A 24,981-nucleotide genomic window follows, 5' to 3' on the forward strand; every position below is an offset into this window, starting at 1 on the left:
ATTTTAAGCAACCAAATAACTTTTGCTTTTATCTTTATCATACATAGTCATTACAGGTTCATCATCAACTTCATAAATTTTGTCGGAATAAAACCCGTTAAACTGTGTTCTAAATGTAAGACCATAAGCACCAAGTTGTCCTAGTTCTATGTAATCATTTTCCTTTATATTGTTCGGAAGTATAAAAGGACCTTTCATATAATCCATGCTATCACACGTTGGACCATAAAAATCAAATGCTGTCATTTTTTTTGATATCATTCTACCATTTGTAATAAGTCTTGATGGATAAACTATATTTGGAACACCTCCATCAAATAAAGTTCCATAAGTGCCATCATTAATATAAAGCTTTTGTTTTTTTCTTAAATTTACTCTTACAATTGTTGAACCCGACTCTGCTACCAGTGCTCTACCAGGCTCGCATATAATTTCTGGCAATTTATCTATTTTGAGAGTATTTAATGATTTTTTTATTTCCAGAAAGTAGCTACTCAAAGATTGAGGAATTAAGTCGGGATAAATAGTTGGAAATCCCCCACCTATATTTATTACTTTTGGTATAATTTTTGTTTTCTTAATTAAATTTCCTATTTCAGTTATTCCTTTTGTATAAGAAATTGGGTGCATACATTGAGAACCAACATGAAAGCTTAGACCTAATTTTTTTGTATACTGGTTTGTAAGTCTGATTAGGCCTGAGGCCTCATTATTATTAACACCAAATTTTTTTGACAAATCAATTTCTGCGTGCTCATTTGAAACTGCAATTCTTACAAATAATTCTAAATCATTTGCGTGATTAGTAGTCTCTAGAATTTTGATTAGTTCGTCCTTTGTGTCCAGCGAGAATGCTTTTACCCCAAATTTGAAATATGCATCTCTTATATCTTCTCTACTTTTCACCGTATGCATATATGAGCAATCTAAAGAACTATCTATTTCTTTTATGTCTTGTATTTCTTTAATAGATGCTACATCAAAGTTTTTTATACCGCTTTCAATTAATGTTTTAACAACTTCTTTGTTCGGATTGGTTTTAACTGCATACAAAATTTTACCTGGGAAATTTTTTATAAAGTATTTTGAAGCTTTTTTTATTGATTTTTTTCTGATGCAGTACACTGGATCAGATGGTTTTAACTCAGTTATTAGTTCATAAACCGATTTAAATTTTTTCATTTTTAGCTCCTTAAAAAAAATTTAACAAAAAAAAACTGCATAACTTATATGCAATTTTCGTAAGTCGTTTTTTACTTATATAGTGGGCTCTGTAAAGAAAATTATGAAGTTTTTTTGGTTTTTTTAGACTATTGAAATTTTAGGATTTATGACCATATGTATTTCTAAATGGAGACAGAAAAGCTAAAAAATATTAACGAATTTGAAGATAAAACTCTTCTAATTGTAGATGACGATAATCCCTTTAGAGAAAGGCTTGCAAGAGCTATGGAAAAGAAGGGCTTTAAGGTTTCACAAGCTGAAGGTGTAAAAAAAGGTCTAGACGCTGTAAAAAATAATAATCCAGCTTTTGCTGTAGTAGACTTAAGACTAGGTGATGGTAACGGTCTTGAGGTTGTAAAAGAGATACAAAATTCAAATTCAAACAGCAGAGTAGTAATGTTAACAGGGTATGGAAACATCCCAACAGCTGTTGCAGCAATCAAACAAGGTGCAATAGATTATTTGGCAAAACCAGCTGATGCAGATGATGTTGAAAAGGCTCTTTTAGCTAATCCAAATAAAAAAGCAGATCCACCTGAAAATCCAATGTCAGCTGATCGAGTAAAATGGGAACATATTCACAGAGTATTCGAACTTTGCAATAGAAATGTTTCTGAGACAGCTAGAAGATTAAAGATGCATCGAAGGACTCTTCAAAGAATTTTATCTAAAAGATCCCCTAGATAGATTTTCTAAACTCTACAAGTTTTGAAGCAAGAAAAGTTAAAATCAGAATCTTGAATAACTCTGCTAATAAAAAAGGCTTTGCACCAAGCTCAAAAATGGGTTTATCCCATCCAATTAGACTTCCTAACCATATTAATCCCAAAATATAAATAGTTGAAACTGATATAAGAATTTTAAAAAAATTTTGTATTATATTTTTTCCAAAGTTAAAATAACCTGTCAAAAAAACTGCACTCAAAAATCCAATTAGATAACCCATAGTTGGTCCTGTAAAGTAAACTAAACCAACTCCTTTTTCGGGAGAATTAGAGAAAACTGGTAATCCTAAAATTCCTTCAAATAAATAAACAGTTATTATTGATAAACCAATTTTGTAACCAAATGCTATGCCTAAAAACAAAACTACAAATGTTTGCATTGTCATTGGTACAGGATAAAAAGGAATTTTTATTTTTGCAGATATTGTTAAAATTAAACTTCCCAAGATTATTATAAAAAAATTTTTTAAAATTTTTTGATTCTGATTTGACCGAACGCTATCCATTCAATTATTATATATTTTTGTTAAAGATTTATCTAGTTTTTTATCAATTTTATAAATACATCTTCAAGGTCTGGATCCCTTGATTGTACATCGAAAATATCAATCTTTTGGCTTTTGATAACATCAATTATTTCTTGTATATTAATAATATTCTTTTCGTAGGATACGACTAGCTCTTTTTCATTATTTTTTATTATCTTTAATTTTTTTTTTAAGGTATCAATTAATTCTACTTGTTTATTTAATGAGAATTTGACTATTTTTGTTTGTATTTTATTTAACATATTTTCAGTAGTTTCCAGTGCAATCAAATTTCCACGATTAATAATACCAATTCGGTCACACATTTCTTCTGCTTCAGATAAATAATGAGTGGTAAGTATAATTGTTACACCTATGTCTTTTAAAGATTTTACGTTATCTAATAATTTCTTTCGTAACTCTACATCAACTCCAGCAGTAGGTTCATCTAAAATTACAATTGGTGGTTTATGTACTAATGCTTTTGCAATTAAAAGTCTCCTCTGCATACCACCTGATAAATTTCTTGTGTAGCTATTAGCTTTTTCATTAAGAGAGACTAGATCTAATATAGTATCAGTAATTCTATCTTTTTTTTTTACACCATAAAGACCAGCCTGAAGTTCCAATAATTTTCTTGGTGTAAAAAAAGGATCAACATTTATCTCTTGAGGGACTATCCCTAGTGAAGCTCTAACTTGTCTAGGGTTTTTGTCCATGTTGAATCCCCAAACATCTACATCTCCAGAAGTTTTAGTAGTTAGTCCTGCAAGGATATTTATAAGAGTACTTTTCCCCGCACCATTTGGACCCAATAAGCCGAAAATTTCTCCTTCTTTCACCTCTAAGTTTAAATTTCTAAGAGCATGAATTTTTTTGTTGTAGGTTTTGTTTAGATTTTTGACAGAAAGTACAATTTTATTATTCATTTAGATTTATAGACTTATAACATTAAGATAAATTAAAATAAAATTTATTAATGAGCAAAGCATCCAAAAAAGATAATTACTACTTAATCGATGGATCTGGATATATTTTCAGAGCTTACTATGCATTACCACCTTTATCTAGAAAATCTGATGGGCTACCAACAGGAGCTGTAGCTGGATTTTGCAACATGCTATTCAAATTATTAGAAGATGCAAAATCCTCTGATAATGAGTCTAAACCTACTCATTTTGCTGTCATATTTGATTCTGCTAGAAAAAATTTTAGAAATGAGATTTATTCTGAGTATAAAGCAAATAGATCAGATGCACCCGATGATTTGATTCCACAATTTGACTACATTAGAAAATCTGTAGAGGCTTTTAATTTACCATCTATAGAACTCATTAATTATGAAGCAGATGACTTAATAGCAACTTACAGTGAACAAATAATAAAAAAGGGGGGAGATGTTACAATTGTATCTTCTGATAAAGATTTAATGCAGCTATATAAAAAAAATATAAGAATTTATGACCCAATGAAAAATAAGTTCATTAACGAAGAAGATATTCAAAAAAAATTTGGTGTAAAAGCAGAAAAAATAATAGATGTTCAATCTTTAGCAGGAGATAGCAGTGATAATGTACCTGGTGTACCTGGTATAGGAATTAAAACTGCTGCAGAATTAATAAATGAGTATGGAACCTTAGAAAATCTTCTGACAAATTCTAAAAACATTAAGCAAAACAAAAGAAGAGAAACACTTATAGAAAATAAACAAAAAGCAATGATTAGTAAAAAGCTAGTTACTTTAAAAAAAGATGTACCTGTCAAAGTTCCGTACAGTGATTTTGTTCTAAAACAGATTGATAAAAAAAAATTGTATAATTTTTTAAGGGATATGGAATTTAATAGGTTGTTGAGTTCAGCAATATCGACTTATGGCGAAGTTGATTTTAAAGAAAATAGAAAAGAATTTTCCCAATCTAAGCCAGAAAGTAAAATTGATAAAAAAAAGTATATATTAGTAAAAAATGAAAATGAACTCAGTGAATTAATATCTAAAATTGAACGAGAAAGTGAAATATCTATTGATACAGAGACAAGCTCTCTTGATCCACACCAAGCAGAACTAATTGGTATATCTATTTCACCAAAAATTGGTGAGGCTTATTACATACCTTTAAACCATAAAAATTTTAAGAATTTAATGGAAAAAAATGTATTAAAAAAATTGCAGAATATCCTAGAAGACAAAAGTATTAAAAAGATTGGTCAAAATATCAAATTTGATTATATCATATTTTATCATAGAGGTATTGATTTAGAACCATTAGAAGACACAATGTTGATGTCTTATGTGTTAGATGCTGGAAAAAATAGGCACAATATGGATACTTTATCAGAAATTCATTTAGGTCATAAAACAATTTCATACAAAGATCTTGTAGGAAGTGGAAAAAAACAAATAAATTTTAGTGAAGTTAAAATTGAAGTTGCAAAGGACTACGCTGCTGAAGATGCAGATATTACTTTCAGACTTTATAAGAAATTTTTAATTAATCTCAAAAATGAAAAATTAATGAATATCTACGAGACTTTTGAAAAACCATTAATTAAAATTTTAGCACATATGGAAATGAATGGAATCAAACTCGACAAAAAATTTTTAAATAAATTATCTGAAAATTTTCAAAAAAAAATCTCCAATTTAGAAAAAAAAATTTTTAAAATATCAAAAAAAGAATTTAAAATTGGATCAACCAAGCAACTTGGAGAAATATTATATAATGATTTGAAAATATCTGCTCTAAAAAAAACGAAGAAAGGTAGTTTTGCTACTGGTGCTAGCGTATTAGAAGATCTCGCTTACAAAGGCCATGAGTTACCACAACTTGTTTTAGAGTGGAGACAGCTTACAAAATTAAAAAATACTTATTCAGACTCTTTACCAGAATTCCTTAATCCTAACACAAGTAGAGTGCATACTAGTTTTTTATTAGCCGCTACAACGACAGGTAGATTAGCATCAAGTGATCCCAATTTACAAAATATTCCGATTAAATCTAATGATGGAAAAGAAATTAGAAAAGCATTTATTTCAAATAAAGGATGCAACCTTTTATCTGCAGACTATAATCAAATCGAGATGAGAATATTGGCTGATCTTGCAGATGTTAAAGAACTTAAAAAAGCTTTTAATAATAAAGAGGACATACATTCATTAACAGCAAGCCAGGTTTTTAATGTAAAAATAAAAGATGTCACATCTGAGCTGAGGCGTAAAGCGAAAGCAATAAATTTTGGAATAATTTATGGTATTTCTCAGTATGGTCTTGCAAAACAAATCTCTGTGACAACAAGTGAAGCTGATGAATTTCTTAAATCTTACTTTAAAAAATTTCCTGAGATTAAAGATTATATGTCAACCACTATAAATTTTTGTAGAAAAAGTGGATATGTTAATAATATCTTTGGAAGAAGAACCAATATAACAGGAATTAACGATAAAAATTTTAATGTTAGAAATTTTCAAGAAAGAGCCGCTATAAATGCACCAATCCAAGGATCAGCATCTGAGCTAATGAGAATGGCAATGATCAATATTTACGAAAAAATTAAAGTTAAAAAAATAAAAGACTGTAAGTTACTTTTACAAATTCATGATGAGTTAATTTTTGAGGTTAAAAAAGACAATATAGAAAATATAAAAAAATTAGTAGAGAATGGAATGAAAAGTGTTCAAAAAAGTGATTTGCATTCATTTTCAATTCCAATACTTGTAGATGTTAATATTGGTGAAAATTGGGGCTTGTTACAATAAGATAAACTATTGCCCAAATTATAACAATTTAGTATTTTTAATTACTGCATGACTCAAACAATTGCATTAGTAGATGATGATAGAAATATTCTAACCAGCATCAGTATAGCTTTAGAAAAAGAAGGATTTAAAGTTCAAACATATTTGGACGGAGAAAGTGCACTGATTGGTCTATCCAGAACACCTCCAGATCTAGCTATAATTGATATTAAAATGCCAAAAATGGATGGAGAAGAATTACTTAAAAAATTAAGAAAAAAAACTTCTCTACCAGTTATTTTTTTAACTTCCAAAGATGAGGAAGTAGATGAGCTATTAGGACTAAAACTTGGTGCAGATGATTTTGTGAAAAAATCTGGAGGTTTTTCTATAAAAGTTTTAATTGAAAGAATTCGTGTTCAGTTAAGAAAAAAGAATGTTAATATTGAGGACACAAAAAATATTATTAATCACGGAAAACTTAAACTTGATCCATCCCAATTAGAATGCGAATGGGGCGGCAAACAACTACCAGATAAATTAACAACTACTGAATTTTTAATAGTTCAAGAATTAGCAAAAAGACCAGGAATAATAAAAGAAAGAGCGCAATTGATGGATATTGCTTATAGAGAGGATACAGATATAGAAGATAGAACGATTGATAGCCATGTGAAAAGAATTAGGAAAAAATTTAAAAAAGTCGATGAAAATTTCTCAGCTATCGAAACTAGATATGGCAGTGGTTACAGATGGAATGTTAGCTAATGTTTTCCTCAATTATTAAAAATTTATCAATTTTAAAGAAATTCCTATTTATTAATCTAATTATCTTTTTGTTTATAGGTTCACTGACAATAATCTATTTAAGTTACATTCAACCAAATTTAATTAAAAAAAAAACTTCAATACACATTCAAATCTTAAACAATACTATACAAAACCTAAATAGATTGAATGTTAATTTTAACAAAGAGGATATAAAAAATTTTTTATTTTCTAAAAGATTTCTATTTCAGAGTGTTGATAGAGTAGTATTTTTAGATGAAGATTATGCTATAATAGCCGATACTAACACTTTAGACTTAGATCCCAGGTCATTTAGTCAGAGAATTGATATTGTTGAATTTGATATTTCTAAAAATAATAATGAAATAATTACACAAGAAGATAAAATAAACCAAAAAAAAGAAACAGAGCTAAAAGAAAAAATATCGAATTATGCCTCTTCAACTAATTTTGGCAAACCATTTACTTTTACAACTGAAAGCTACCAGCAATTCAAATTATCTACTGTAAAAAACTTAATAATAAATGATACACCGTCTGGTTATTTATTAATTTCAGAAAATGCAAATGAGATTAAAACTGCGATTAATGAAAGAAAAACTTTTATAATACGTACTGCTATATTTGTAGGAATTGTAATTTTTATTTTTTCCTTGGTTTTAAATAGGTATTTTTTAAAGCCAATCAAAAATTTGGTTAATTTTACTCAAAGCATTAAAGAGAGAAGTAAAAAAAGAGTCGATTTAACAAATTTAGTTAAAAGAAACGATGAATTAGGAATGTTATCCCACTCATTAAGTGATATGACAAATGAATTACAAAAAAGAGTAAATACAGCAGAAAACTTTTCTACCGATTTAGTGCACGAGATTAGAAATCCACTTGCATCATTAAAAAGCGCTTCAGAAATTTTAAGTGAAACAAGTAGTAACAGTGAGAAAGAAAAATTAGTAAAAATCTTATCACATGACGTTGAAAGAATTGAAAGACTAATTACAGACTATTCGCAAATGCTAAAAGATGAAGTCGCTATAACTCAAGAGCAAATGAAGAATATTGATTTAGAAGAAGTTATCAATTCAGTTGTTGATGATTTTAATGGAATATACTTTTCAAAAAGAGGAATTAAGATTAATTTTAAAATTCAAAAAAATGGTAGAAGATACTTTATTAAAGGTATCGAAAATAGAATTGAACAAGTTTTAGCAAATCTTCTTGAAAATTCTATTTCTTTTAGCGAAGATAATAAGAAAATTAATGTTGAACTTAAAAAAGATAAAAATAATAAAATCCAACTTTCAGTAATTGATGAAGGAAGAGGTTTTAAGGAAAAAAATACTGAAAAAATTTTTAAAAGATTTTACAGCAATAGACCTGAAAAATTTGGAGAACATTCTGGTCTAGGTTTGAATATAGTAAAAAATTTAGTTGATTTACATGGTGGGAGTGTTATTGCATCAAATAATAAAGCTAAAAATGGAGCAAGGGTTGATATTTATTTCCCTACCATAAATTGACTAGTTGAATTAATTTTTAATTAATGTACAAGCAGAAAAAAAATGACTGATTATAAAGTAAAAGATATCAATTTAGCTGATTTTGGAAGGAAAGAAATTTCTCTAGCAGAAACTGAAATGCCAGGTCTAATGGCGTTACGAAAAGAATATAAGGGCAAGAGTCCATTAAAGGGTGCAAGGATTTTAGGATGTTTGCATATGACAATTCAAACTGCAGTCTTAATTGAAACTTTAGTTGACCTTGGTGCTGAGTGTAGATGGTCATCTTGTAATATATTTTCAACCCAAGATCACGCTGCCGCAGCTATCGCAAAATCTGGAACGCCAGTTTTTGCATGGAAAGGTGAAACTGAGGATGAATATTGGTGGTGTGTAAGACAAACTATTGAAGGAAAAAAAGATTGGAAACCTAACATGATCTTAGATGATGGGGGAGACCTAACAGCTTTAATGCATAAGGATTATAAATATCTTATGAAAGATATTAAAGGATTGTCAGAAGAGACAACAACGGGTGTTTTAGCTTTAAAAAAAATGGAAAGCGAAGGAACTCTTTTGGTTCCGGCAATTAACGTTAATGACTCAGTTACAAAATCAAAATTTGATAATTTATATGGTTGTAGGGAAAGCTTGGTAGATGGTATCAAAAGAGCGACAGATGTAATGATGTCAGGAAAAGTAGCCATAGTAGCTGGTTTTGGTGATGTAGGAAAAGGTAGTGCCGCATCATTAAGACAAGCTGGTGCAAGAGTAATGATAACCGAAACAGATCCAATTTGTGCATTACAAGCAGCTATGGAAGGTTATGAAGTAGTTTTAATGGATGACATGATTAAGCATGCTGACATAGTTGTGACTGCCACCGGGAATAAAGATATTATAACAGCGGATCACATGAGAGACATGAAAGATAGAGCAATACTTTGTAATATTGGTCACTTTGATAACGAAATTCAGGTTGAGGCCCTTAGAAATTACAAGTGGGATGAAATAAAACCTCAGGTACATGAAATAGAACTTCCTAGCAAAAAAAGAATAATTTTACTCGCAGAGGGAAGATTAGTAAATTTAGGATGCGCAACTGGACACCCAAGTTTTGTTATGAGTGCATCATTTACAAATCAAGTTACAGCTCAGATAGAATTATGGAATAATTCTGATAAATATGAAAGAAAAGTTTATGTTTTACCAAAACATCTAGACGAAAAAGTTGCCATGCTTCATTTAGAAAAAGTTGGGGCCAAGTTGACTAAGTTGTCTAAAGAACAGGCAGATTATATTAGCGTAAAACAAGAAGGGCCTTATAAACCAGATGCCTATCGCTACTAACGGTAGCTCGATAAAAGTTTCAAATCTAAAAGTTTTAAAAAATTTAGCTTGCAAGATTGCAAACAAAATAAAGTTGGGAGAGACAATTTTATTATATGGTCAACTTGGAGTTGGTAAAACCACATTTATTAGATTTTTTATAAATCATTTACAAAAAAAAACAAATTCAAAAATTACTGAAGTGCCAAGTCCTACATTTACTGTTATGTATGAATATCTGGCTAATCAAAAATTAATTCAGCACTATGATTTTTATAGAGTAAAAAATCACAAAGAATTGAACAATATTGGTGTATTTGAGGATAATGAAGTAATTTCTTTAATAGAATGGCCAGAAAAAATAAAATCTAAACCAAAAAACCGTATTGAGTTGAAATTTAAATATTTAAAAAACTTTGAAAAAAGAAATATTAAAATTAAACTTTTTGGAAATTGTAAAAATTATGAATTTTAAAAAAATTAAAGGTGATGCATCAGATAGAGAATTCTATAGGTCAAGAAACTCTATATTAGTTTATTCAAAAAAAAATAAATATAAGAATCTTTTAGTATATGACTGCATTAATAAAATCTTGAACAATCATAAAATACTCGCCCCAAAACTTATTAAAAATAATTATGATGAAAGTTCTATACAGATTACTGATCTAGGAAAAAAAAGTGTAAAAAATATTCTAAAAAAAAATAATAGATATAAAATCTACAAAAAAATAATTGATATACTCATTAAGTTTAAAAAAATAAAAAATATAAAAACCATTAACTTAAATGGAAAGCAATATTGTATGAAAAAGTATAATCACAAAGAGTTATATAAGGAGGCGGATTTATTTAACAAATGGTATACACCTTACTATAATAGAAAATTGGCTAAACCTTATAAAAAAAAAAAAATTAGGAAAATTATAAATATCTTAATAAAAAAAATAAAATTACCAAATAACACTTTTGTTCATAGAGACTTTCATGTTTCTAATATGATGTATAAAAATAAAAAAATATATTTGATAGATAGCCAGGACGCTGTTATTGGTAACCCAGCATACGATTTGGCATCATTAATAGATGACGTAAGGTATAAATCATCAAATCTATTAAAAAAAAAAATTTATTCATATTTTTTACAAAAAAGTAAAAAAATAGATAGAAAATCTTTTCAAAATGACTTTTTAATACTTTCTGTTTTGAGAAACCTAAAAATTTTAGGAATTTTCACAAGACTTGCAAAAAGAGATAAGAAAAACAATTATCTGAAATTAATACCCTATACATGGAAATTAATTAAACTTAGAACAAGTGGCAATATCATTTTTGATGAGTTAGTTTCTTGCTTAAATAACGAAAAGTAGAAAAGATGAAAAAATTAAACACAGCTATAATTATGTGTGCAGGTTTTGGTAAAAGACTAAAGCCACTTACAAATAAGGTGCCAAAACCCCTCTTAAAACTAGATAACAAGTCTCTTCTAGAAAACACAATAGAGCTATTATTTAAATTAAACATAAACAAAATTTTTTTAAATTCTCATCATTTAAGTCAACAAATAAAAAAATTTATTTTAGAAAAGAAATTATCCAAAAAAATTAAAGTGTTTGAGGAAAAAAGAAAAATTTTGAACACAGGAGGGGGCATTTTAAATATTGTAAAATCTTCAAAAGATAAAAATTACTTAGTTTTAAACCCAGACACAATTTGGACCAAAAAGCATTTAATGGAAATAATTAAAATGAAAAATTTATATTTTTCTAAAAAGGCCTCAAACATACTACTTGTAGTTAAAAAAAAAAGAAGTTTTGATAAAAGACTAAGTGGTGATTTTTCAATGAAAAAAAATATTCTTACGTATAATTCAAGAAAAGAATACATATTCACAGGCTGTCAAATAATCAACAGAGATCTGTTTAGTAATATAAAAAAAAAAATTTTCCCGATTTCATTAGTTTGGAACAAATTGTTAATGGATAAAAATTTATATGGCTATGAAAGTAAAATTAAATTTAAACACATAACTGATATTAAAATTTATAAAAAGTTAATTAGTAAATAATAATTTTTTAGCTCTTGATTTATCAAGATACCTTGCATTAATAACCTTTAAATTTTTATCAAAATTTATAACCAAGGGATTACCAGTAGGTATTTCTAAATTTGAGATATTTTCATTACTTATTTTAAACAAATATTTACATAAAGCTCTAATAGAATTTCCATGTGCAGTAACTAATATTTTTTTTTTCAATTTTAATAGATTTAATATTTTACTTTCAAAATATGGGATAACTCGATTATATGTGTCTTCTAAAGATTCGGAGTCAGGAATATTTTTTTTTGGAATGTTTTTGTATTTTTCTATATTTAACGGATGATATAAATTATTTTTATCTAAATTTTCAGGCTTTAAACTCCATGATCTTCTAAACTCATGTATTTTTTTTTCTCCAAATTTTTTTTTCATTTCCTCTTTATTTAAGCCAGTTAAAGCTCCATAATGTCTTTCATTCAGTTGCCAAGCCTCTTCAAACTCTAGATTTTTAATTCCTATAGTTTCTTGGATTAACTTTAAAGTATTGATAGCTCTTTTTTGAAATGAGGAAAAATAGTAATCGAATTTAAGATTTTCTTTAATAATTAATTCACCAGCAGTTTTTGCCTCATCTTTACCTTTATCAGATAAATCTATATCAACCCATCCAGTGAACTTATTTTGACTATTCCATTCGCTCTGTCCATGTCTTATTAATACAAGGTGCACCATTTATACATATTTGATAACTTAAAATTACAATTAAATAAATGTTTATAATGAGAAAAATTAGAAAATATTTAGACTTATTTTTCAAAATTTCTAATTTTACTATAATAATTCTATATTTATATCCAGGGAGTATTCTTGGGTGGATAGTACATGGAAATTTAAAATCACAACCTCAGTTAACAGAAGATTTCTTATCTTTATCATCTAACCACTTTTATACTTTTTTAAGTTTATCGTTTATTGCTGTTTTAAGTTATTCAAATGACTCAAAAAAACTTAACTACATTTTTTTATATTTATTTTTTATTTCAATAACCCTAGAACTAGCACACATTGTAATTCCAAATAGAAGTTTTCAATTTGAGGATTTGATTGGTAACATAACAGGTGTTATAATTTCTTATATATTAATGAAATTTTATGAGTTCGTTCGAAGATAGAAAAAAAAATTTTGAAAATAAGTTTGCTCATGATGAAGAGCTTAAATTTAAAGTAAATTCAAAAAGAAACAAATATTTAGGTGAATGGGCTGCAGGAATTTTGGGTAAAAAAGATCAAGAAAAAGAACAATATATATTAGAAGTAATAAAATCTGATTTTAGCGAACCTGGCGATGAAGATATAATTAAAAAATTATACCAAGATTTAAAAGACAAAAATATTTCAGAAAATGATGTTAGAGAAAAATTAGATGAACTACTTCAAACTGCAAAAAAAGATTTTCTATAGTTTGCTTATTTTTTTTTTTTTATTCTCAAAACCTGTTTATTCATTAGAGGTGGAGGGATTTGCAAAAGTTATTGATGGTGACACAATAATTATAAATAAAAAAAGAATCCGATTATTAGGAATAGATGCACCTGAAATTGACCAATTCTGTAAAAAACCTTGGATACAATTTAATTTTATTACTTTAAATAAAAAATACAAATGCGGTTTAGTAGCAAAAGAAAGATTAGATAAAATTATTTCAAAAAATAAAATAAAGTGCAAAGGTGAAAAGCATGATCGCTATAAAAGATTAATTGCAATTTGTTATAAAAAAAAAATAGATTTAAACAATTGGATGGTTAAAAATGGGTTAGCATTAAATTACACTAAGTATTCGAAAAAATACATTAGTTCTGAAATACAAGCTAAAAGAGAAAAATTAGGTTTATGGAAAGGTCAATTTGATAAACCATGGGAATGGAGAAAAAAAAATAAATAAATTATAATTCTGAAGTGATTCATATTAAAAAAACTTCGATAATTCTTTTCTTTTTTTTAATAAGTTGCTCATCGATACCAAAAAATACATCCGATGGCTGTTCAATATTTTCTGAAAGATATTTATGGTACAAGCATTCAAAAAAAACGGAGCAAAAATGGGGCACACCAATTTATTTACAATTAGCAATAATTAAAATGGAGTCCGATTTCGATTGGCTTGCTAAACCCGAGAGAAATAAGATTTTTAAAATAATTCCTTATAAAAGACCTTCATCCTCTTTTGGGTATTCTCAAGCAGTCAAGGGTACCTGGAAACAATACAAAAAAGAAACAAACAATCCGCTAGCAATTAGAAACAGGTTTAAAGATAGTGTAGATTTTATTGGATGGTATACAAGCAAATCCTCGAAAATATTAAAAATTTCGAAAGAAGATCCTTTTAGACAATACATTGCTTACCACGAAGGGTGGGGCAACTATAAACACTATAAAAGAAATAAAAAGGTTATTAATTTAGCTAAAAAAGTAAAAGGTTATTCTGAAATATATAAAAAACAATTAACGAAGTGTAAAAAAAAATTAAGTCGAAAGAAATTTATAATTTATTAACTTAACTCTTTATTCAATTTGTCCTCAATATAATTAATACTTTTAGTATTTTTTCCAATTATCAAATAAATTATTGGTATCACATACAAGGTAAAAAATGTTGAAAAAAACATACCTGCAAATATCGTTATACCAACAGTTAATCTACTTGCCTCGCCAGGACCACTGCTAATTATTAATGGTAAAACTCCAAATATAGTAGAGGAAGATGTCATTAATATTGGCCTTAATCTAATGCTAGCTGACTCCATAACAGCTGTTTTAATATTCTTTCCTTCGGCTCTTAATTGATTTGCAAATTCAACAATCAATATCCCATTTTTTGTGGCTAGACCTATAAGAATAATTAATGCTATTTGACTATAAACATTTATTGAACTTCCTACTAATAACAAACCGACCAAACCACCTAAAATAGCTAGTGGAACTGTTAACATGATGGTTAACGGATGTTTGAAACTTTCAAACTGGGCAGCCATCACTAAATAAGCAGTTATTAGTGCTAAAACAAATATTAAATATATTTGATAACTAACCTCCTTTATTTGCTCACTTTCACCCTTGAATTCAACTCTGGCCTCTGGGGTATTCTCCTTTACAACATCTTCCAAAAAATTAAGTGCTGACACTAATGTGTAATCACCAATAATATTCGCAGATATTGTCACAGCTTTTTGTCTATTATATCTTGATAAAAATGGAGCAGTTCCTTCCTCGTCAATTGTAACTAAGTTAGAAAGAGAAATAAGCTTATTAGTATTTTTTGATCTCACATAAACTTTATTTAAGCTTGATGGCTGATTTCTATTAGATATATCACCCTGTAATATTATAGAATATTCTTTTCCGTCTTTAGTAAAGTTAGTAACATTTTTTGAGCCAAAAATTGTTTCAATAGTTTTTCCTATCTCTACAGTCGAGATACCTAAGTCAGAAGTTTTTTTTTGATCAATCTTAACATTTAAAATTGGTTTATTTAATTCAAAATCATCCTCGATATTAGTAAGATTTTTATTTTTTCTTGCCTCCAATTTTATTATTTCTTTCCATCTTATTAATTCTTCATAAGTATTTCCTTGTATTACAAATTGAATAGGTTTTTCTACACCACCAGTTCTAATCCCTTGTGGCATTATTGGAAAAGCTAAAACTCCAGGCACTTTAGAAATTTCTTTAAAAGACTCCATCATGATTTTTTGACCACTTCTATCTCTTTTTTCCCAACTCTCTAGTAAAGCGATTATGAATGCAGAGTTTACTTGTTTACTACTTTTTCCAAACCCAGGTACTCTTAATATTACTCTTCTGTACTCACCTTTGCCAATTTTAGGGAGGAGAAATCCTTCAATTTCTTGAGCTTTGTTTGATGTAAAATCAAAGCCAGAACTTTGTGGTGCTTTTACAATTACAAAAAAAGCTCCTCTATCTTCTTTTGGTATTAGTTGTTTGGGGGCATAGAGAAATGCTGCTATTGTTAATATTAAGACAAAAAACAAAAAAAATATAACTGTTTTTTTCTTATCGATCCAATATGAAAGTGAGTTCTTATAAAATATTTTAAAGTCTTTGAATTTTTTTTCGAAACTGTGAGTTAATTTATTTTTTTTATCATTTTGTCCTAGGACCTTACTTGCTAACATTGGGCTTAAGGATAAAGCTACAAAACTAGAAATTATCACTGCAAAGCTTAAGGTAACAGCAGTTTCCATATAAAGAACACTTGATAATCCCTTAACAAAAATTAGAGGAATAAAAACAGCTACAAGAACTAATGTTGTTGCAATAATTGCAAATGAAACTTGTTTTGAACCTTTGTAAGCTGCAACTAACGGTGACTCTCCAAGTTCAATTCTTCTTACAATATTCTCTAACATTACTATGGCGTCATCTACTACAACTCCAATAGCAAGTACTAGTGCCATTAACGTGAAAAGATTTATTGAAAAATCGAAAAAATATATCGCTAGAAATGTAGAAATTAGTGAAACGGGCAAAGCAACAAGGGGTACTATTAATGACCTAAAATTACCTAAAAAAGAGTAAATTATAAATGATACAAGTATTAAGGCTACAAAAAGTGTTTTATAAACCTCTTTAATTGCACTTGAAATATAATTACTCCTATCAAAAGAAACTTCTAATTTTGTTCCATCTGGTAGACTGGGTTCAATTTGTTTTATTTTTTTCTTAATTCTGTTTGCTACTGAAATTGTGTTTGCATCTGAGTTTTGATAAATACCTATACCCACTACTTGTCTTCCATTTCCTTTAAATAATGTTCTTGTTGACACTGGACCGAATTCGATTCTAGCAACATCTTCAAGTTTGGTAATAGATCCGTCTATCGATTTTTTTAATGGCAATTTTTTAAAAGATTCAAGTGATTCATATGCATTCTCCAGTTTAATTGTTAAATCAATATCTTTTGATTCTATTTTTCCAGCAGGAAATTCTACATTTTCCTGCCTAAGGACATTTTCTATATCTTGAGTTGTAAGATCTCTAGCTGCTAACGACAGTGGATCTAACCAGACTCTAAGAGAAAGTTCCCTCTCTCCACCTAACCGTACTCTTCCAACACCTTCAACTGTTGAAAAATAGTCTGTCAAATACCTATCCGCATAATCTGTCAATTCAAGATCAGACATAAAGTCAGAACTAAAACTTAACCACATGGTTGTTCTAAAACCAGCTGATTGTTTGAATATTTCAGGCGCATCTGACTCAGTAGGTAAATTATCTAATACTCTTGCAATCGAACTTCTTACGTCATTTGCCACATCATCAATATCAAGATTATCTTTGAATGTTAGATCAATTCTTGACCTTTCATCTTCACTCATTGACTCTATAGAAACTAACCCGGCAGTACCTCCAACAAAGTCCTCAATTTTTTGAGTAATTTGTTTATCAACAACATTTGCAGACGCACCTTTATAATCTGTTTGTATCGATACTACTGGTCTATCAATATCTGGAATTTCATTTGTAGGGATCTCAAAAAAAACTAGACTACCAAATATTACTAATACTAAACTCATCACTGAAGCAATGACAGGTCTTTTAATAGATAAATCAGTTAGAAACATTTTAATTTAAAATTTTTATTTTAATTTTGTCTCTTACCTTTGATATTCCTTCGGTAACTATTTTGTCTCCTAAAGACAATCCATCAATTATCGAAACTTTACCGAAGTTTCTCTTTCCAATTTTCACTTTGGTTTTAATAACCATATTATCTTCAAGAACTTTGTAGACAAAAGCAGTTTCACCTTGAATTAAAAGTGAATTTTCAGGAATTCCTAATTGTTCTTTCTTATCGTAAATTATTTTTATATCTAAAAGCATACCTGGAATTAACTTTAAGTCTTTATTTTCAACAATTATGCTTGCAAGTACAGATCTTGTACTGGGGTCTACTCTAGAACTTACAGACTCTATAGTACCATAAAATTTTTTTTCATACGAGTCTGATTTAACTTCAGCTGAAAGCCCAGGTTTTAATATGTTTAAATATATTTCAGGAACTTTAATATTTAGTAATATTGATGTTGTATCATCCAAAGTTAATATAAAAGACTCAGTTCCCAAAACTCCTTGTGCTATCTCTCTTTTTCCCAAAATACCTTTAAAAGGAGCAACAATTTTTTTATCTGAGGTTTCAAAAATAACCTCTCCTTCTTCAACAACCTTACCTATAATTATATTTTCGTTTAATATTTCACTTTTTTTTATTCTATAATTTTTATTTTTAAGAGATAATGCGGTTCCAAAAGTTTCTATACTTTCATAAAATGTGGACTTGCTTACAGCGTTAACTATCACACCTGGTGGTGGCATCTTGGAAAATTTCTTTACAAAGTGTTTAGTAACAAAATGCCTACCTATTATTACTGAAATTATAATAATTAATAAAATTATTAAAAAAAATTGAATTTTTTTCGATTTAATCATGGTGAATACTTACCATATTCACTCCAAGATCCATCATAAATAATTGGCTGGTAGTCATTATTTATCAACTTATAAGCATATGCTAATACTGAAGCAGTGACTCCTGATCCACAAGAAAAAACAAATTTATTATTGTTCTTCGTTTTTATTATTTTTTTAAAAATTAATTTAAGTTCGTCTTTAGTTTTAAATTCGTTTGTACTTTGATTTATACATTCTCCAAAAGGCAAACATAAAGAATTTTTGATACTCCCTCTTCTTAATCCTTTTCTAGGTTCATCTATTTCCCCATTAAATCTCTTAAGACTTCTCGCATCAACTACTACAAAATTATTTGAATCAATATTTTCATTTATTTGGTTCATATTAAAAACATAATTTTCTTTTTTAATTGCTTTATAATTTGAAGTTACAATATTGGTTTTCTCATTGGTCAAAGCTTTATTCTCTTGTTTCCATTTTTTCAATCCTCCGTTTAAAATATATAATTTTTCAATATCATGGCCAAAATACAATAAAGAAAACCAACATCTACAAGCTGAATATAATCTTGAGTTATCGTATATAAGAATTTTGTCATTATTCGAAATGCCCAACTTAGAAATACTTTTGCTCCATTGACCCTCAGAGGGTAACATGTGAGGAAGATCAGTATTTTTTTCAGATGTATTGTCTAGGTCAAAAAAAACGGAGTTTGGAATATGACGCTCTTTATATTCTAAATAAGGATCCCTATTTTCAGTTGGTAAATGCCATGAGGCATCAATTATTTTAAATTCTTTTAAATTTTTTTCTGCAAAGTCAGTTGAAATTAGACTCATAAATTTTTCATAAGATATTTTTGATGATAATCCTCAGCTTTACAATAATTCAAAACCTCAGTTATTTTTGTAACAATCTTACCTTTGAAATCTAAATTTCTCTCATTTAAAACTTTTCCAGCTACTTTTTTTTGTATTTCGTTTAAATAGAAAATTTCACTTCTATACTGAGTTCCTATATCTGGACCTTGTCGGTCAAGAGTGGTTGGATCATGAAAGTCAAAAAATAGATTTATTATTTTTTCATATGAAATGATATTTTCATCAAACTCAATTTTTACTACTTCAGCATGTCCAGTAGTACCAGTACAAACTTCTTGATAATTTGTATCTTTATTTTTTCCGCCACAGTATCCAACTTCAGTATTAGTTACACCGTCTATATAACCAAATTTTCTTTCTGGTCCCCAAAAACATCCCAAACCTAAGATTGCTATTTCCATTGATTATTAAATTAAAGTATCTAAAAGTATATTGAGTTAATCATATGCTCAGTAAAAATCAATTAGGTTTTTTGTACATGTTTCTATCAGTGTGCGCTTTCTCACTAATGGATTTAATAATAAAATGGACTGCAGATTATCCACTTGGTCAAGTTGTTTTTTTTAGGGGTTTTTTTGGTATAGTATTTTATTTTTTTGTAATACCTAAAAATAGAATAAATAATTTTTATCAAACAAAAAGAGCATTTTTACATTTTTTAAGATGCTTTGTAGGTCTTATAGCAATGGTGGCAATATTTATTGCACTAAGAAACTTACCTTTAGCTACAGTAGTTAGCATATCATTTGCTGCACCTATATTTACAACTATTTTTTCAATATTTTTTTTAAGTGAGAGGGTTGGTATTTATAGGTGGCTCGCTGTAATAATTGGATTTGTAGGAATTTTAATTATTACAGAGCCAGGCTTTGAAAGTTTAAATATTTATTATATCTTCCCAATAATTTTTTGTATTGGTCTTTCATATGTTGCAATTGCAATAAGACAGCTTTCTTCAACTGAACCAGTTTGGTTAATTTCATTAAATTTTTCAATTGCCATCACAATTGCTGGATTATGTACTTTACCTTATGGTTGGAAATTACCATCCTTTTTTGATTTTTTTGTTTTATCTCTAGTTGGTTTGTTTGGTGGTGTCGCAAACCTCTGGCTAAGCCAATCTTATAAATTTTCTGAGGTATCTTTAGTTACTCCATTAAAATATTTAGGATTAGTATTTGCTATTTTTTTTGGTTATTTAATATGGGGTGAAGTTCCATCTTTAAAATCATTAATCGGCGGATTATTAGTAATCTTGTCTTCAATTATAATTTTTAGACGTGAAATAATAATTAAAAAAGCACCAACAATACAAAGACATGACTAAAAAACCGCATTATTGGAATAAAGCGATAAAAGTTTTGTCTAAAAAAGATAAGATTATGAAGGGCTTAATCCAAAAATATCAAGATAAAACTTTAACAACCCGTAAAGATTTGTTTTATTCTTTATGTAAAAGTATTATTGGTCAACAAATAAGTGTTGCAGCTGCTAACTCAGTTTTTAAAAAATTTTCAAAAGCATGCAAAGGTAAAATAAAGCCTAGTAAGGTAGCTGAATTAAATAAATTGAAACTTAAAAAGTGTGGTTTAAGTAGACAAAAGATAAAAGGCATTCAAGAACTCGCAAAGAAAATTAACAATAAAACTTTCAATACAAGAAAAATTAAATATATGAGTGATGAGGAAGCAATCGAATACCTCTCAGATTTACGTCAAATTGGGAGATGGTCTGCAGAAATGATACTAATCTTTAATTTAAATAGGTCAAACATCTGGCCAACTCAAGATATTGGTTTATTGAGAGCTATTTCAAACAACTATAAAAAAAAATATCATCCTCCAGAAAATTTTATAAAAAAGCTGAATAAAAAATTTACTCCTTATTGTACTGTAGCTACATGGTATTTATGGAGATCAATAGATGATGAACCAATACAATATTAATTTAGTCTAACCAATCTTTAAATTTATTTTCATTTTCAAGAATATAAGATGGAAGATTTTTTTTTGGATAAAGAGCTAACTTTTTCTTTTTTTCAGAAAATTTTTTCTCTTTTTTATCTGCAAACATGTCATAAATAGTCTCATTATTTTTCATCAATCTCGATATTTCTTTTAAATCAATATTTTCGACTTCAAAGTCTCGGTGGTGCAAATAAGATTTTAATTTGACCTCTATGTCAATTGGTTTCTTTAAATTTGAAAAATGCCAGCCTCCATCTTTTATATAAACTTTATTAATATATTTTTTTCCAGAAAAAAGAGTATCAAGCCGCCAAAAATTAAATTTTTTATTTTTGATATTTCTAAGCCACTGGGGCGACTTTAAATTTTTTTTTTTACAAGCCTTACTTCCATACCATACAAAGCCCTCGAGATATCTATTCAATTTATAGTAAAAAATATTTTGTTCAAAAATAACTATTTTATTTTTTACTATTGCAATATTTAGATCTTTTAAATTTGGTATTTCATCAACATCTGAAATAATTATTAAATCATCTTCATTAGCTTTGTTTAAACCATTGATAATTAGATTTCTTTGAAAATTCTCTCTCTTATGAGCATTAGATATAAGCTTAGATGAAATCATTCCCTCATCGTCATTTTCATTAATTTTTTCTAAGTTTTGCAGTTCTTCGTCTTGAACAATATAGATTATTTTATTTTTGAATTCTGAGTATCTATTAATGTCAAATTTTAGATCCCTTTTTTTTCCATTATGATAGAACTTACTTTCAACAATTACGAAATAATCAACAAAATTTCTTAGAGAATTTAACCTAATATCTAATACAACATTTTCGTCATAAAACATGAAACAGTCAAAGATTCGCATAAAATGATTTCTAACTTATATATCTTGATATATAAATCTAAAAATTTAATATTTTTAGATGACACAAAAACTAATAATTGACTGGAATGAATATAATAGATCAATAGATCGATTAGCAATTCAAATAAGTGAAAGTGGTTTTAAACCTTCTTTTATAATCTGTATAGCCAGAGGTGGTTTGAGGGTAGGAGATATTTTAAGTAGAATTTTTAATGTAAAGTGTGGATATTTAGGTGTTGAAAGCTATTCAGCTGAAAAAGATAATCAAATTGCTAACAAACAAAATGAATTAACTTTTGCAAGAGATCTTTCAACTACTTCAAGAGATTATGGAGAAAATATACTAATAACAGATGATTTAATAGACACAGGTGTTACCCTCGAAAAAACTCTAAGTTGGTTAAAAAGTTACGAAGATTTCAAAGATAAAAAAATTAATTTTAAATCGGCTGTGCTTTATAAAAAAGAAAAATCTAATTTTAAGTCAGATTATATAGTACATAATTTAAATTATAATCCATGGATTGTTTTTCCTTATGAGTTAAGGGAATTAGTTTCAATAGAGGATTTAAAAAAAGAATTAAAGTAAGTGGGCTGGTTTATTTACCAGCCCATCTTTTATAATTTTAAGCAACTAAAAAACTTACTACACTTAAAATAGCTATTAACCAAATTGCAGGAGAAGTCTTAGATATTTTTCCAGTAAAAATTTTTATTAAAGCATAAGATATAAATGCTAGAGCAATCCCGTTACTTATACTATAAGTGAGTGGCATTGTAATCATAGCCACGATTGAGGGTGCAGACTCTGCTATATCGTTCCATTCTATATCAGTAATGTTTCTTACAAAAAGAACAGCAACATACAAAAGTGCAGCTCCATCAATTTCCTTTGGCAAACTTGTTGCAAGAGGAGAAAAGAATAAGCATGATAAGAACAGAATTCCAATTACTAAAGAGGTCATACCTGTTCGTCCACCTGCTTTGACACCAGCGCCTGATTCTACATAACTTGTTACAGTTGTAGTACCCATCATAGCGCCTGCAACTGTAGCAACACTGTCAGACATCATGGCTTTATTTATATCCGTAACTCTACCTTTACTATCTACTTTTCCAGCCACATTAGCCACAGAAGTTAATGTCCCTGCTGTATCAAAAAAATCGATAAATAATAATGTAAAGACCACAGTTGACATACTTGCTGATAATGCCGCTTTTAAATCAAAATCAAATAAATATGTCATTGGCGGAGGCGAGCTTACTACCCCATTAAATTTTGCTAGACCTGTTACCCATGCAATTATACTAAAAGCAATGATTCCAATTATAATATTTCCTTTAATTTTAAGTTTTTCAAGAACGACCATTGCAACAAAAGCTAAGCACCCTAATAGCACTAAAGGATTTTTTAAATCACCGAGCGTTACTAAAGTAACCGGATGATCTCCAACAACTCCCATAATTTCCAAACCTATTATGGCTAAAAACAATCCTATACCTGCTCCAATTCCTAATTTTAAACTTTTTGGAATTGAGTTTATTAACCATGCTCTTAAAGGTGTAAGAGAAATAATTAAAAATAATATTCCAGCTACTAAAACTGCACCTAAAGCAGCTTGTGGAGTGTAACCCATACCCGCAACTACACCAAAAGCCACAAAAGCATTTATTCCCATACCTGGGGCAAGTCCTATTGGCCAAGTTTTTCCGTAAAAAGCCATTATGAAACAAGCAAGAGCGGTTGCTAAAATTGTGGCAGTAAATACTGCACCAAAATCGAAAAAACCTTTTTCAGGTCCAGCGAATTCCCCCGATAAAATAAAAGGGTTTAGGAACATTATATAGGCCATTGTTAGAAATGTAGTAACACCCGCAATAACCTCAGTTCTAAAATCTGTTTTATGTTTTTTATATTCGAAATATTTGTCTAGCATAAATCCTCCCATTAAAAAATTATCAGATTAATAAAATAATTCCTTAATAAAATATTCTTTATTCACAATATTCAACTATAAGTTTATTTTTAATAATTTCTCCTATGCTAATATTCGACCTAATGAAAAAAATAATTAATATATTTTTGATTTTGTCATTTGTTTCTTTATCGTCCTGTAAAACGGTACAGAATAAAGCTGATGAAGTTATTCAAAAAGAAGATAAGTATTTAATGAAATTTCTAAACAAAAAAAAAAATTTGTTGATTGCAGAATTTGGATACCCAGATTTAACAATGCCAAATGATGGAGAACCACCTGGTTCAGGAAAAATTATATATATTTCAAAAAAATACGGGATTAAATGTCAAAGAAGTTTTGAAATTGATGAAAGTGATTTTGTTGTAGGTTATTCTTCAAAAGGATGTTTTTAACTTGTGGGGCTTTACCCCACAAGCAAGGTTTAGGTTATTTAATTTGAATTAACTTCTTTTTCTTAAAGTCTGGAACTATTCTTTCACATTCAATAGTTAAAAGCCCGTCTTTCAAATTAGCTTCACCAACTTTTACGTCTTCAGCAATTTTAAATGATCTAGTAAATTGTCTTTGAGATATTCCTTTGTGTATAATCTCTCCATTTTCGACAGTGTTATCAGATTTTTCAACTTGCTTAGTTCTTACAGTTAAAAGATTGTCTTCATATTCTACTTCGACATCTTTTTTGTTAAATCCCGCAAGAGCTACCTCAATTGAGTATCTGTCTTTACCAGTTTTTCTAATGTTATACGGTGGATAATTTGACTGAGTTGTCAAACTTCCATTTCCTAACATGTTTTCAAATTGTTCAAACATATCATCAAAACCAACAGAAAATGGTCTTAATGAATTAAAGATTGATAGATCCTTACTTGTCATTTTTCCTCCTTTGTTAGCAAGGTTATTTAGTGTCCCATTAGGCAACACTTA

The 24,981-nt window shown here is 28.4% G+C and carries 27 protein-coding genes; 16 read left to right on the top strand and 11 right to left on the bottom strand.

Annotation, left to right across the window (positions count from 1 at the left end; all coding sequences use genetic code 11):
- Positions 1 to 3: 3 nt before the first annotated feature.
- On the bottom strand, positions 4 to 1,182 hold the full coding sequence (locus AMN80_RS01260; protein WP_075520209.1) for a type III PLP-dependent enzyme: 1,179 nt from the start codon (positions 1,180 to 1,182) through the stop codon (positions 4 to 6).
- A gap of 168 nt (positions 1,183 to 1,350) precedes the next feature.
- Between AMN80_RS01260 and AMN80_RS01265 the strand changes: the two genes are divergently transcribed.
- Positions 1,351 to 1,911 (top strand): ActR/PrrA/RegA family redox response regulator transcription factor, encoded by a 561-nt coding sequence (locus AMN80_RS01265; RefSeq protein ID WP_075520210.1) that lies wholly within the window; start codon positions 1,351 to 1,353, stop codon positions 1,909 to 1,911.
- Here AMN80_RS01265 and AMN80_RS01270 read toward each other — a convergent pair.
- Together AMN80_RS01270 and AMN80_RS01275 are read right to left on the bottom strand one after the other, a co-directional pair.
- On the bottom strand, positions 1,904 to 2,455 hold the full coding sequence (locus tag AMN80_RS01270; RefSeq protein ID WP_075520211.1) for a biotin transporter BioY: 552 nt from the start codon (positions 2,453 to 2,455) through the stop codon (positions 1,904 to 1,906). The two genes, AMN80_RS01265 and AMN80_RS01270, sit on opposite strands and share 8 nt — an antisense overlap.
- 32 nt (positions 2,456 to 2,487) lie before the next feature.
- Positions 2,488 to 3,405, bottom strand: coding sequence for an ABC transporter ATP-binding protein (locus AMN80_RS01275; RefSeq protein WP_075520212.1), 918 nt, complete (start codon positions 3,403 to 3,405; stop codon positions 2,488 to 2,490).
- A 50-nt stretch (positions 3,406 to 3,455) separates the two neighbouring features.
- Here AMN80_RS01275 and polA point away from each other — a divergent pair, with 50 nt between their 5' ends.
- Genes polA through AMN80_RS01310 form a run of 7 tightly spaced genes read left to right on the top strand, consistent with a single transcriptional unit; the run spans position 3,456 to position 11,891 of the window.
- Positions 3,456 to 6,230, top strand: coding sequence for a DNA polymerase I (gene polA, locus AMN80_RS01280; RefSeq protein WP_075520213.1), 2,775 nt, complete (start codon positions 3,456 to 3,458; stop codon positions 6,228 to 6,230).
- 48 nt (positions 6,231 to 6,278) lie between these two features.
- Complete coding sequence (locus AMN80_RS01285) at positions 6,279 to 6,977, top strand: response regulator transcription factor (RefSeq protein ID WP_075520214.1); 699 nt, start codon at positions 6,279 to 6,281, stop codon at positions 6,975 to 6,977.
- On the top strand, positions 6,977 to 8,515 hold the full coding sequence (locus tag AMN80_RS01290) for a HAMP domain-containing sensor histidine kinase (RefSeq protein ID WP_075520215.1): 1,539 nt from the start codon (positions 6,977 to 6,979) through the stop codon (positions 8,513 to 8,515). The genes AMN80_RS01285 and AMN80_RS01290 overlap by 1 nt, the downstream gene beginning before the upstream one ends.
- Positions 8,516 to 8,557: 42 nt before the next feature.
- Positions 8,558 to 9,844 (top strand): adenosylhomocysteinase, encoded by a 1,287-nt coding sequence (gene ahcY / locus AMN80_RS01295; RefSeq protein ID WP_075520216.1) that lies wholly within the window; start codon positions 8,558 to 8,560, stop codon positions 9,842 to 9,844.
- Positions 9,828 to 10,298, top strand: a complete 471-nt coding sequence (gene tsaE, locus AMN80_RS01300; RefSeq protein WP_082256532.1) for a tRNA (adenosine(37)-N6)-threonylcarbamoyltransferase complex ATPase subunit type 1 TsaE — start codon at positions 9,828 to 9,830, stop codon at positions 10,296 to 10,298. The genes ahcY and tsaE overlap by 17 nt, the downstream gene beginning before the upstream one ends.
- Entirely contained in the window at positions 10,288 to 11,193 is a 906-nt protein-coding gene (locus tag AMN80_RS01305; RefSeq protein ID WP_102133615.1) for a phosphotransferase, read from the top strand. The genes tsaE and AMN80_RS01305 overlap by 11 nt, the downstream gene beginning before the upstream one ends.
- Positions 11,194 to 11,198: 5 nt before the next feature.
- Positions 11,199 to 11,891, top strand: a complete 693-nt coding sequence (locus AMN80_RS01310) for a sugar phosphate nucleotidyltransferase (protein ID WP_075520217.1) — start codon at positions 11,199 to 11,201, stop codon at positions 11,889 to 11,891.
- Here the strand turns inward: AMN80_RS01310 and AMN80_RS01315 are convergent.
- Positions 11,877 to 12,599 (bottom strand): 2,3-bisphosphoglycerate-dependent phosphoglycerate mutase, encoded by a 723-nt coding sequence (locus AMN80_RS01315; RefSeq protein ID WP_075520218.1) that lies wholly within the window; start codon positions 12,597 to 12,599, stop codon positions 11,877 to 11,879. The genes AMN80_RS01310 and AMN80_RS01315 overlap by 15 nt on opposite strands.
- Positions 12,600 to 12,646: 47 nt before the next feature.
- Between AMN80_RS01315 and AMN80_RS01320 the strand changes: the two genes are divergently transcribed.
- Genes AMN80_RS01320 through AMN80_RS01335 form a run of 4 tightly spaced genes read left to right on the top strand, consistent with a single transcriptional unit; the run spans position 12,647 to position 14,420 of the window.
- Entirely contained in the window at positions 12,647 to 13,039 is a 393-nt protein-coding gene (locus tag AMN80_RS01320) for a VanZ family protein (protein WP_075520219.1), read from the top strand.
- Entirely contained in the window at positions 13,020 to 13,328 is a 309-nt protein-coding gene (locus tag AMN80_RS01325) for a DUF1476 domain-containing protein (RefSeq protein ID WP_075520220.1), read from the top strand. Before AMN80_RS01320 ends, AMN80_RS01325 begins: the two co-directional genes overlap by 20 nt.
- A gap of 49 nt (positions 13,329 to 13,377) precedes the next feature.
- Positions 13,378 to 13,809, top strand: coding sequence for a thermonuclease family protein (locus tag AMN80_RS01330; protein ID WP_179850266.1), 432 nt, complete (start codon positions 13,378 to 13,380; stop codon positions 13,807 to 13,809).
- A 14-nt stretch (positions 13,810 to 13,823) separates the two neighbouring features.
- Positions 13,824 to 14,420, top strand: coding sequence for a transglycosylase SLT domain-containing protein (locus tag AMN80_RS01335; protein WP_075520221.1), 597 nt, complete (start codon positions 13,824 to 13,826; stop codon positions 14,418 to 14,420).
- On the opposite strand, the gene AMN80_RS01340 is transcribed toward AMN80_RS01335, so the two are convergent.
- From AMN80_RS01340 to msrA, 4 genes are read right to left on the bottom strand one after another with little or no spacing between them, the layout of a single operon-like run.
- Positions 14,417 to 17,509: an efflux RND transporter permease subunit gene (locus tag AMN80_RS01340; RefSeq protein WP_075520222.1), complete on the bottom strand. Its 3,093-nt coding sequence runs from the start codon at positions 17,507 to 17,509 to the stop codon at positions 14,417 to 14,419. The genes AMN80_RS01335 and AMN80_RS01340 overlap by 4 nt on opposite strands.
- Before the next feature lies 1 nt (position 17,510).
- Positions 17,511 to 18,374, bottom strand: a complete 864-nt coding sequence (locus AMN80_RS01345; RefSeq protein ID WP_075520223.1) for an efflux RND transporter periplasmic adaptor subunit — start codon at positions 18,372 to 18,374, stop codon at positions 17,511 to 17,513.
- Positions 18,371 to 19,195 (bottom strand): sulfurtransferase, encoded by an 825-nt coding sequence (locus tag AMN80_RS01350; protein ID WP_075520224.1) that lies wholly within the window; start codon positions 19,193 to 19,195, stop codon positions 18,371 to 18,373. The genes AMN80_RS01345 and AMN80_RS01350 overlap by 4 nt, the downstream gene beginning before the upstream one ends.
- Positions 19,192 to 19,638, bottom strand: coding sequence for a peptide-methionine (S)-S-oxide reductase MsrA (gene msrA / locus AMN80_RS01355; RefSeq protein WP_075520225.1), 447 nt, complete (start codon positions 19,636 to 19,638; stop codon positions 19,192 to 19,194). The genes AMN80_RS01350 and msrA overlap by 4 nt, the downstream gene beginning before the upstream one ends.
- Before the next feature lie 44 nt (positions 19,639 to 19,682).
- On the opposite strand from msrA, the gene AMN80_RS01360 reads away from it, so the two are divergent.
- Together AMN80_RS01360 and AMN80_RS01365 are read left to right on the top strand one after the other, a co-directional pair.
- Positions 19,683 to 20,564: a DMT family transporter gene (locus AMN80_RS01360; RefSeq protein ID WP_075520226.1), complete on the top strand. Its 882-nt coding sequence runs from the start codon at positions 19,683 to 19,685 to the stop codon at positions 20,562 to 20,564.
- Positions 20,557 to 21,183, top strand: a complete 627-nt coding sequence (locus tag AMN80_RS01365) for a DNA-3-methyladenine glycosylase family protein (RefSeq protein WP_075520227.1) — start codon at positions 20,557 to 20,559, stop codon at positions 21,181 to 21,183. The genes AMN80_RS01360 and AMN80_RS01365 overlap by 8 nt, the downstream gene beginning before the upstream one ends.
- A gap of 1 nt (position 21,184) precedes the next feature.
- Here AMN80_RS01365 and AMN80_RS01370 read toward each other — a convergent pair whose 3' ends face one another.
- On the bottom strand, positions 21,185 to 22,078 hold the full coding sequence (locus AMN80_RS01370) for a glycosyltransferase family 17 protein (protein WP_075520228.1): 894 nt from the start codon (positions 22,076 to 22,078) through the stop codon (positions 21,185 to 21,187).
- Between the two features lie 58 nt (positions 22,079 to 22,136).
- Between AMN80_RS01370 and AMN80_RS01375 the strand changes: the two genes are divergently transcribed.
- Complete coding sequence (locus AMN80_RS01375; protein ID WP_075520229.1) at positions 22,137 to 22,667, top strand: phosphoribosyltransferase; 531 nt, start codon at positions 22,137 to 22,139, stop codon at positions 22,665 to 22,667.
- Between the two features lie 37 nt (positions 22,668 to 22,704).
- Here AMN80_RS01375 and AMN80_RS01380 read toward each other — a convergent pair whose 3' ends face one another.
- Positions 22,705 to 24,015 carry an NCS2 family permease gene (locus AMN80_RS01380; RefSeq protein ID WP_075520295.1) on the bottom strand — a complete coding sequence of 437 codons (1,311 nt, stop codon included), beginning with the start codon at positions 24,013 to 24,015 and terminating at the stop codon, positions 22,705 to 22,707.
- 122 nt (positions 24,016 to 24,137) lie between these two features.
- Between AMN80_RS01380 and AMN80_RS01385 the strand changes: the two genes are divergently transcribed.
- Complete coding sequence (locus AMN80_RS01385; protein ID WP_075520230.1) at positions 24,138 to 24,449, top strand: hypothetical protein; 312 nt, start codon at positions 24,138 to 24,140, stop codon at positions 24,447 to 24,449.
- A 34-nt stretch (positions 24,450 to 24,483) separates the two neighbouring features.
- Here the strand turns inward: AMN80_RS01385 and AMN80_RS01390 are convergent, their stop codons facing one another.
- The gene (locus AMN80_RS01390) at positions 24,484 to 24,978 is read right to left on the bottom strand and encodes an Hsp20 family protein (RefSeq protein ID WP_256997972.1); all 495 of its coding nucleotides are present in this window, start codon (positions 24,976 to 24,978) and stop codon (positions 24,484 to 24,486) included.
- Between the last annotated feature and the right edge of the window lie 3 nt (positions 24,979 to 24,981).

It is taken from the genome of Candidatus Pelagibacter communis (assembly GCF_001179985.1).
GTDB lineage: Bacteria > Pseudomonadota > Alphaproteobacteria > Pelagibacterales > Pelagibacteraceae > Pelagibacter > Pelagibacter ubique_J.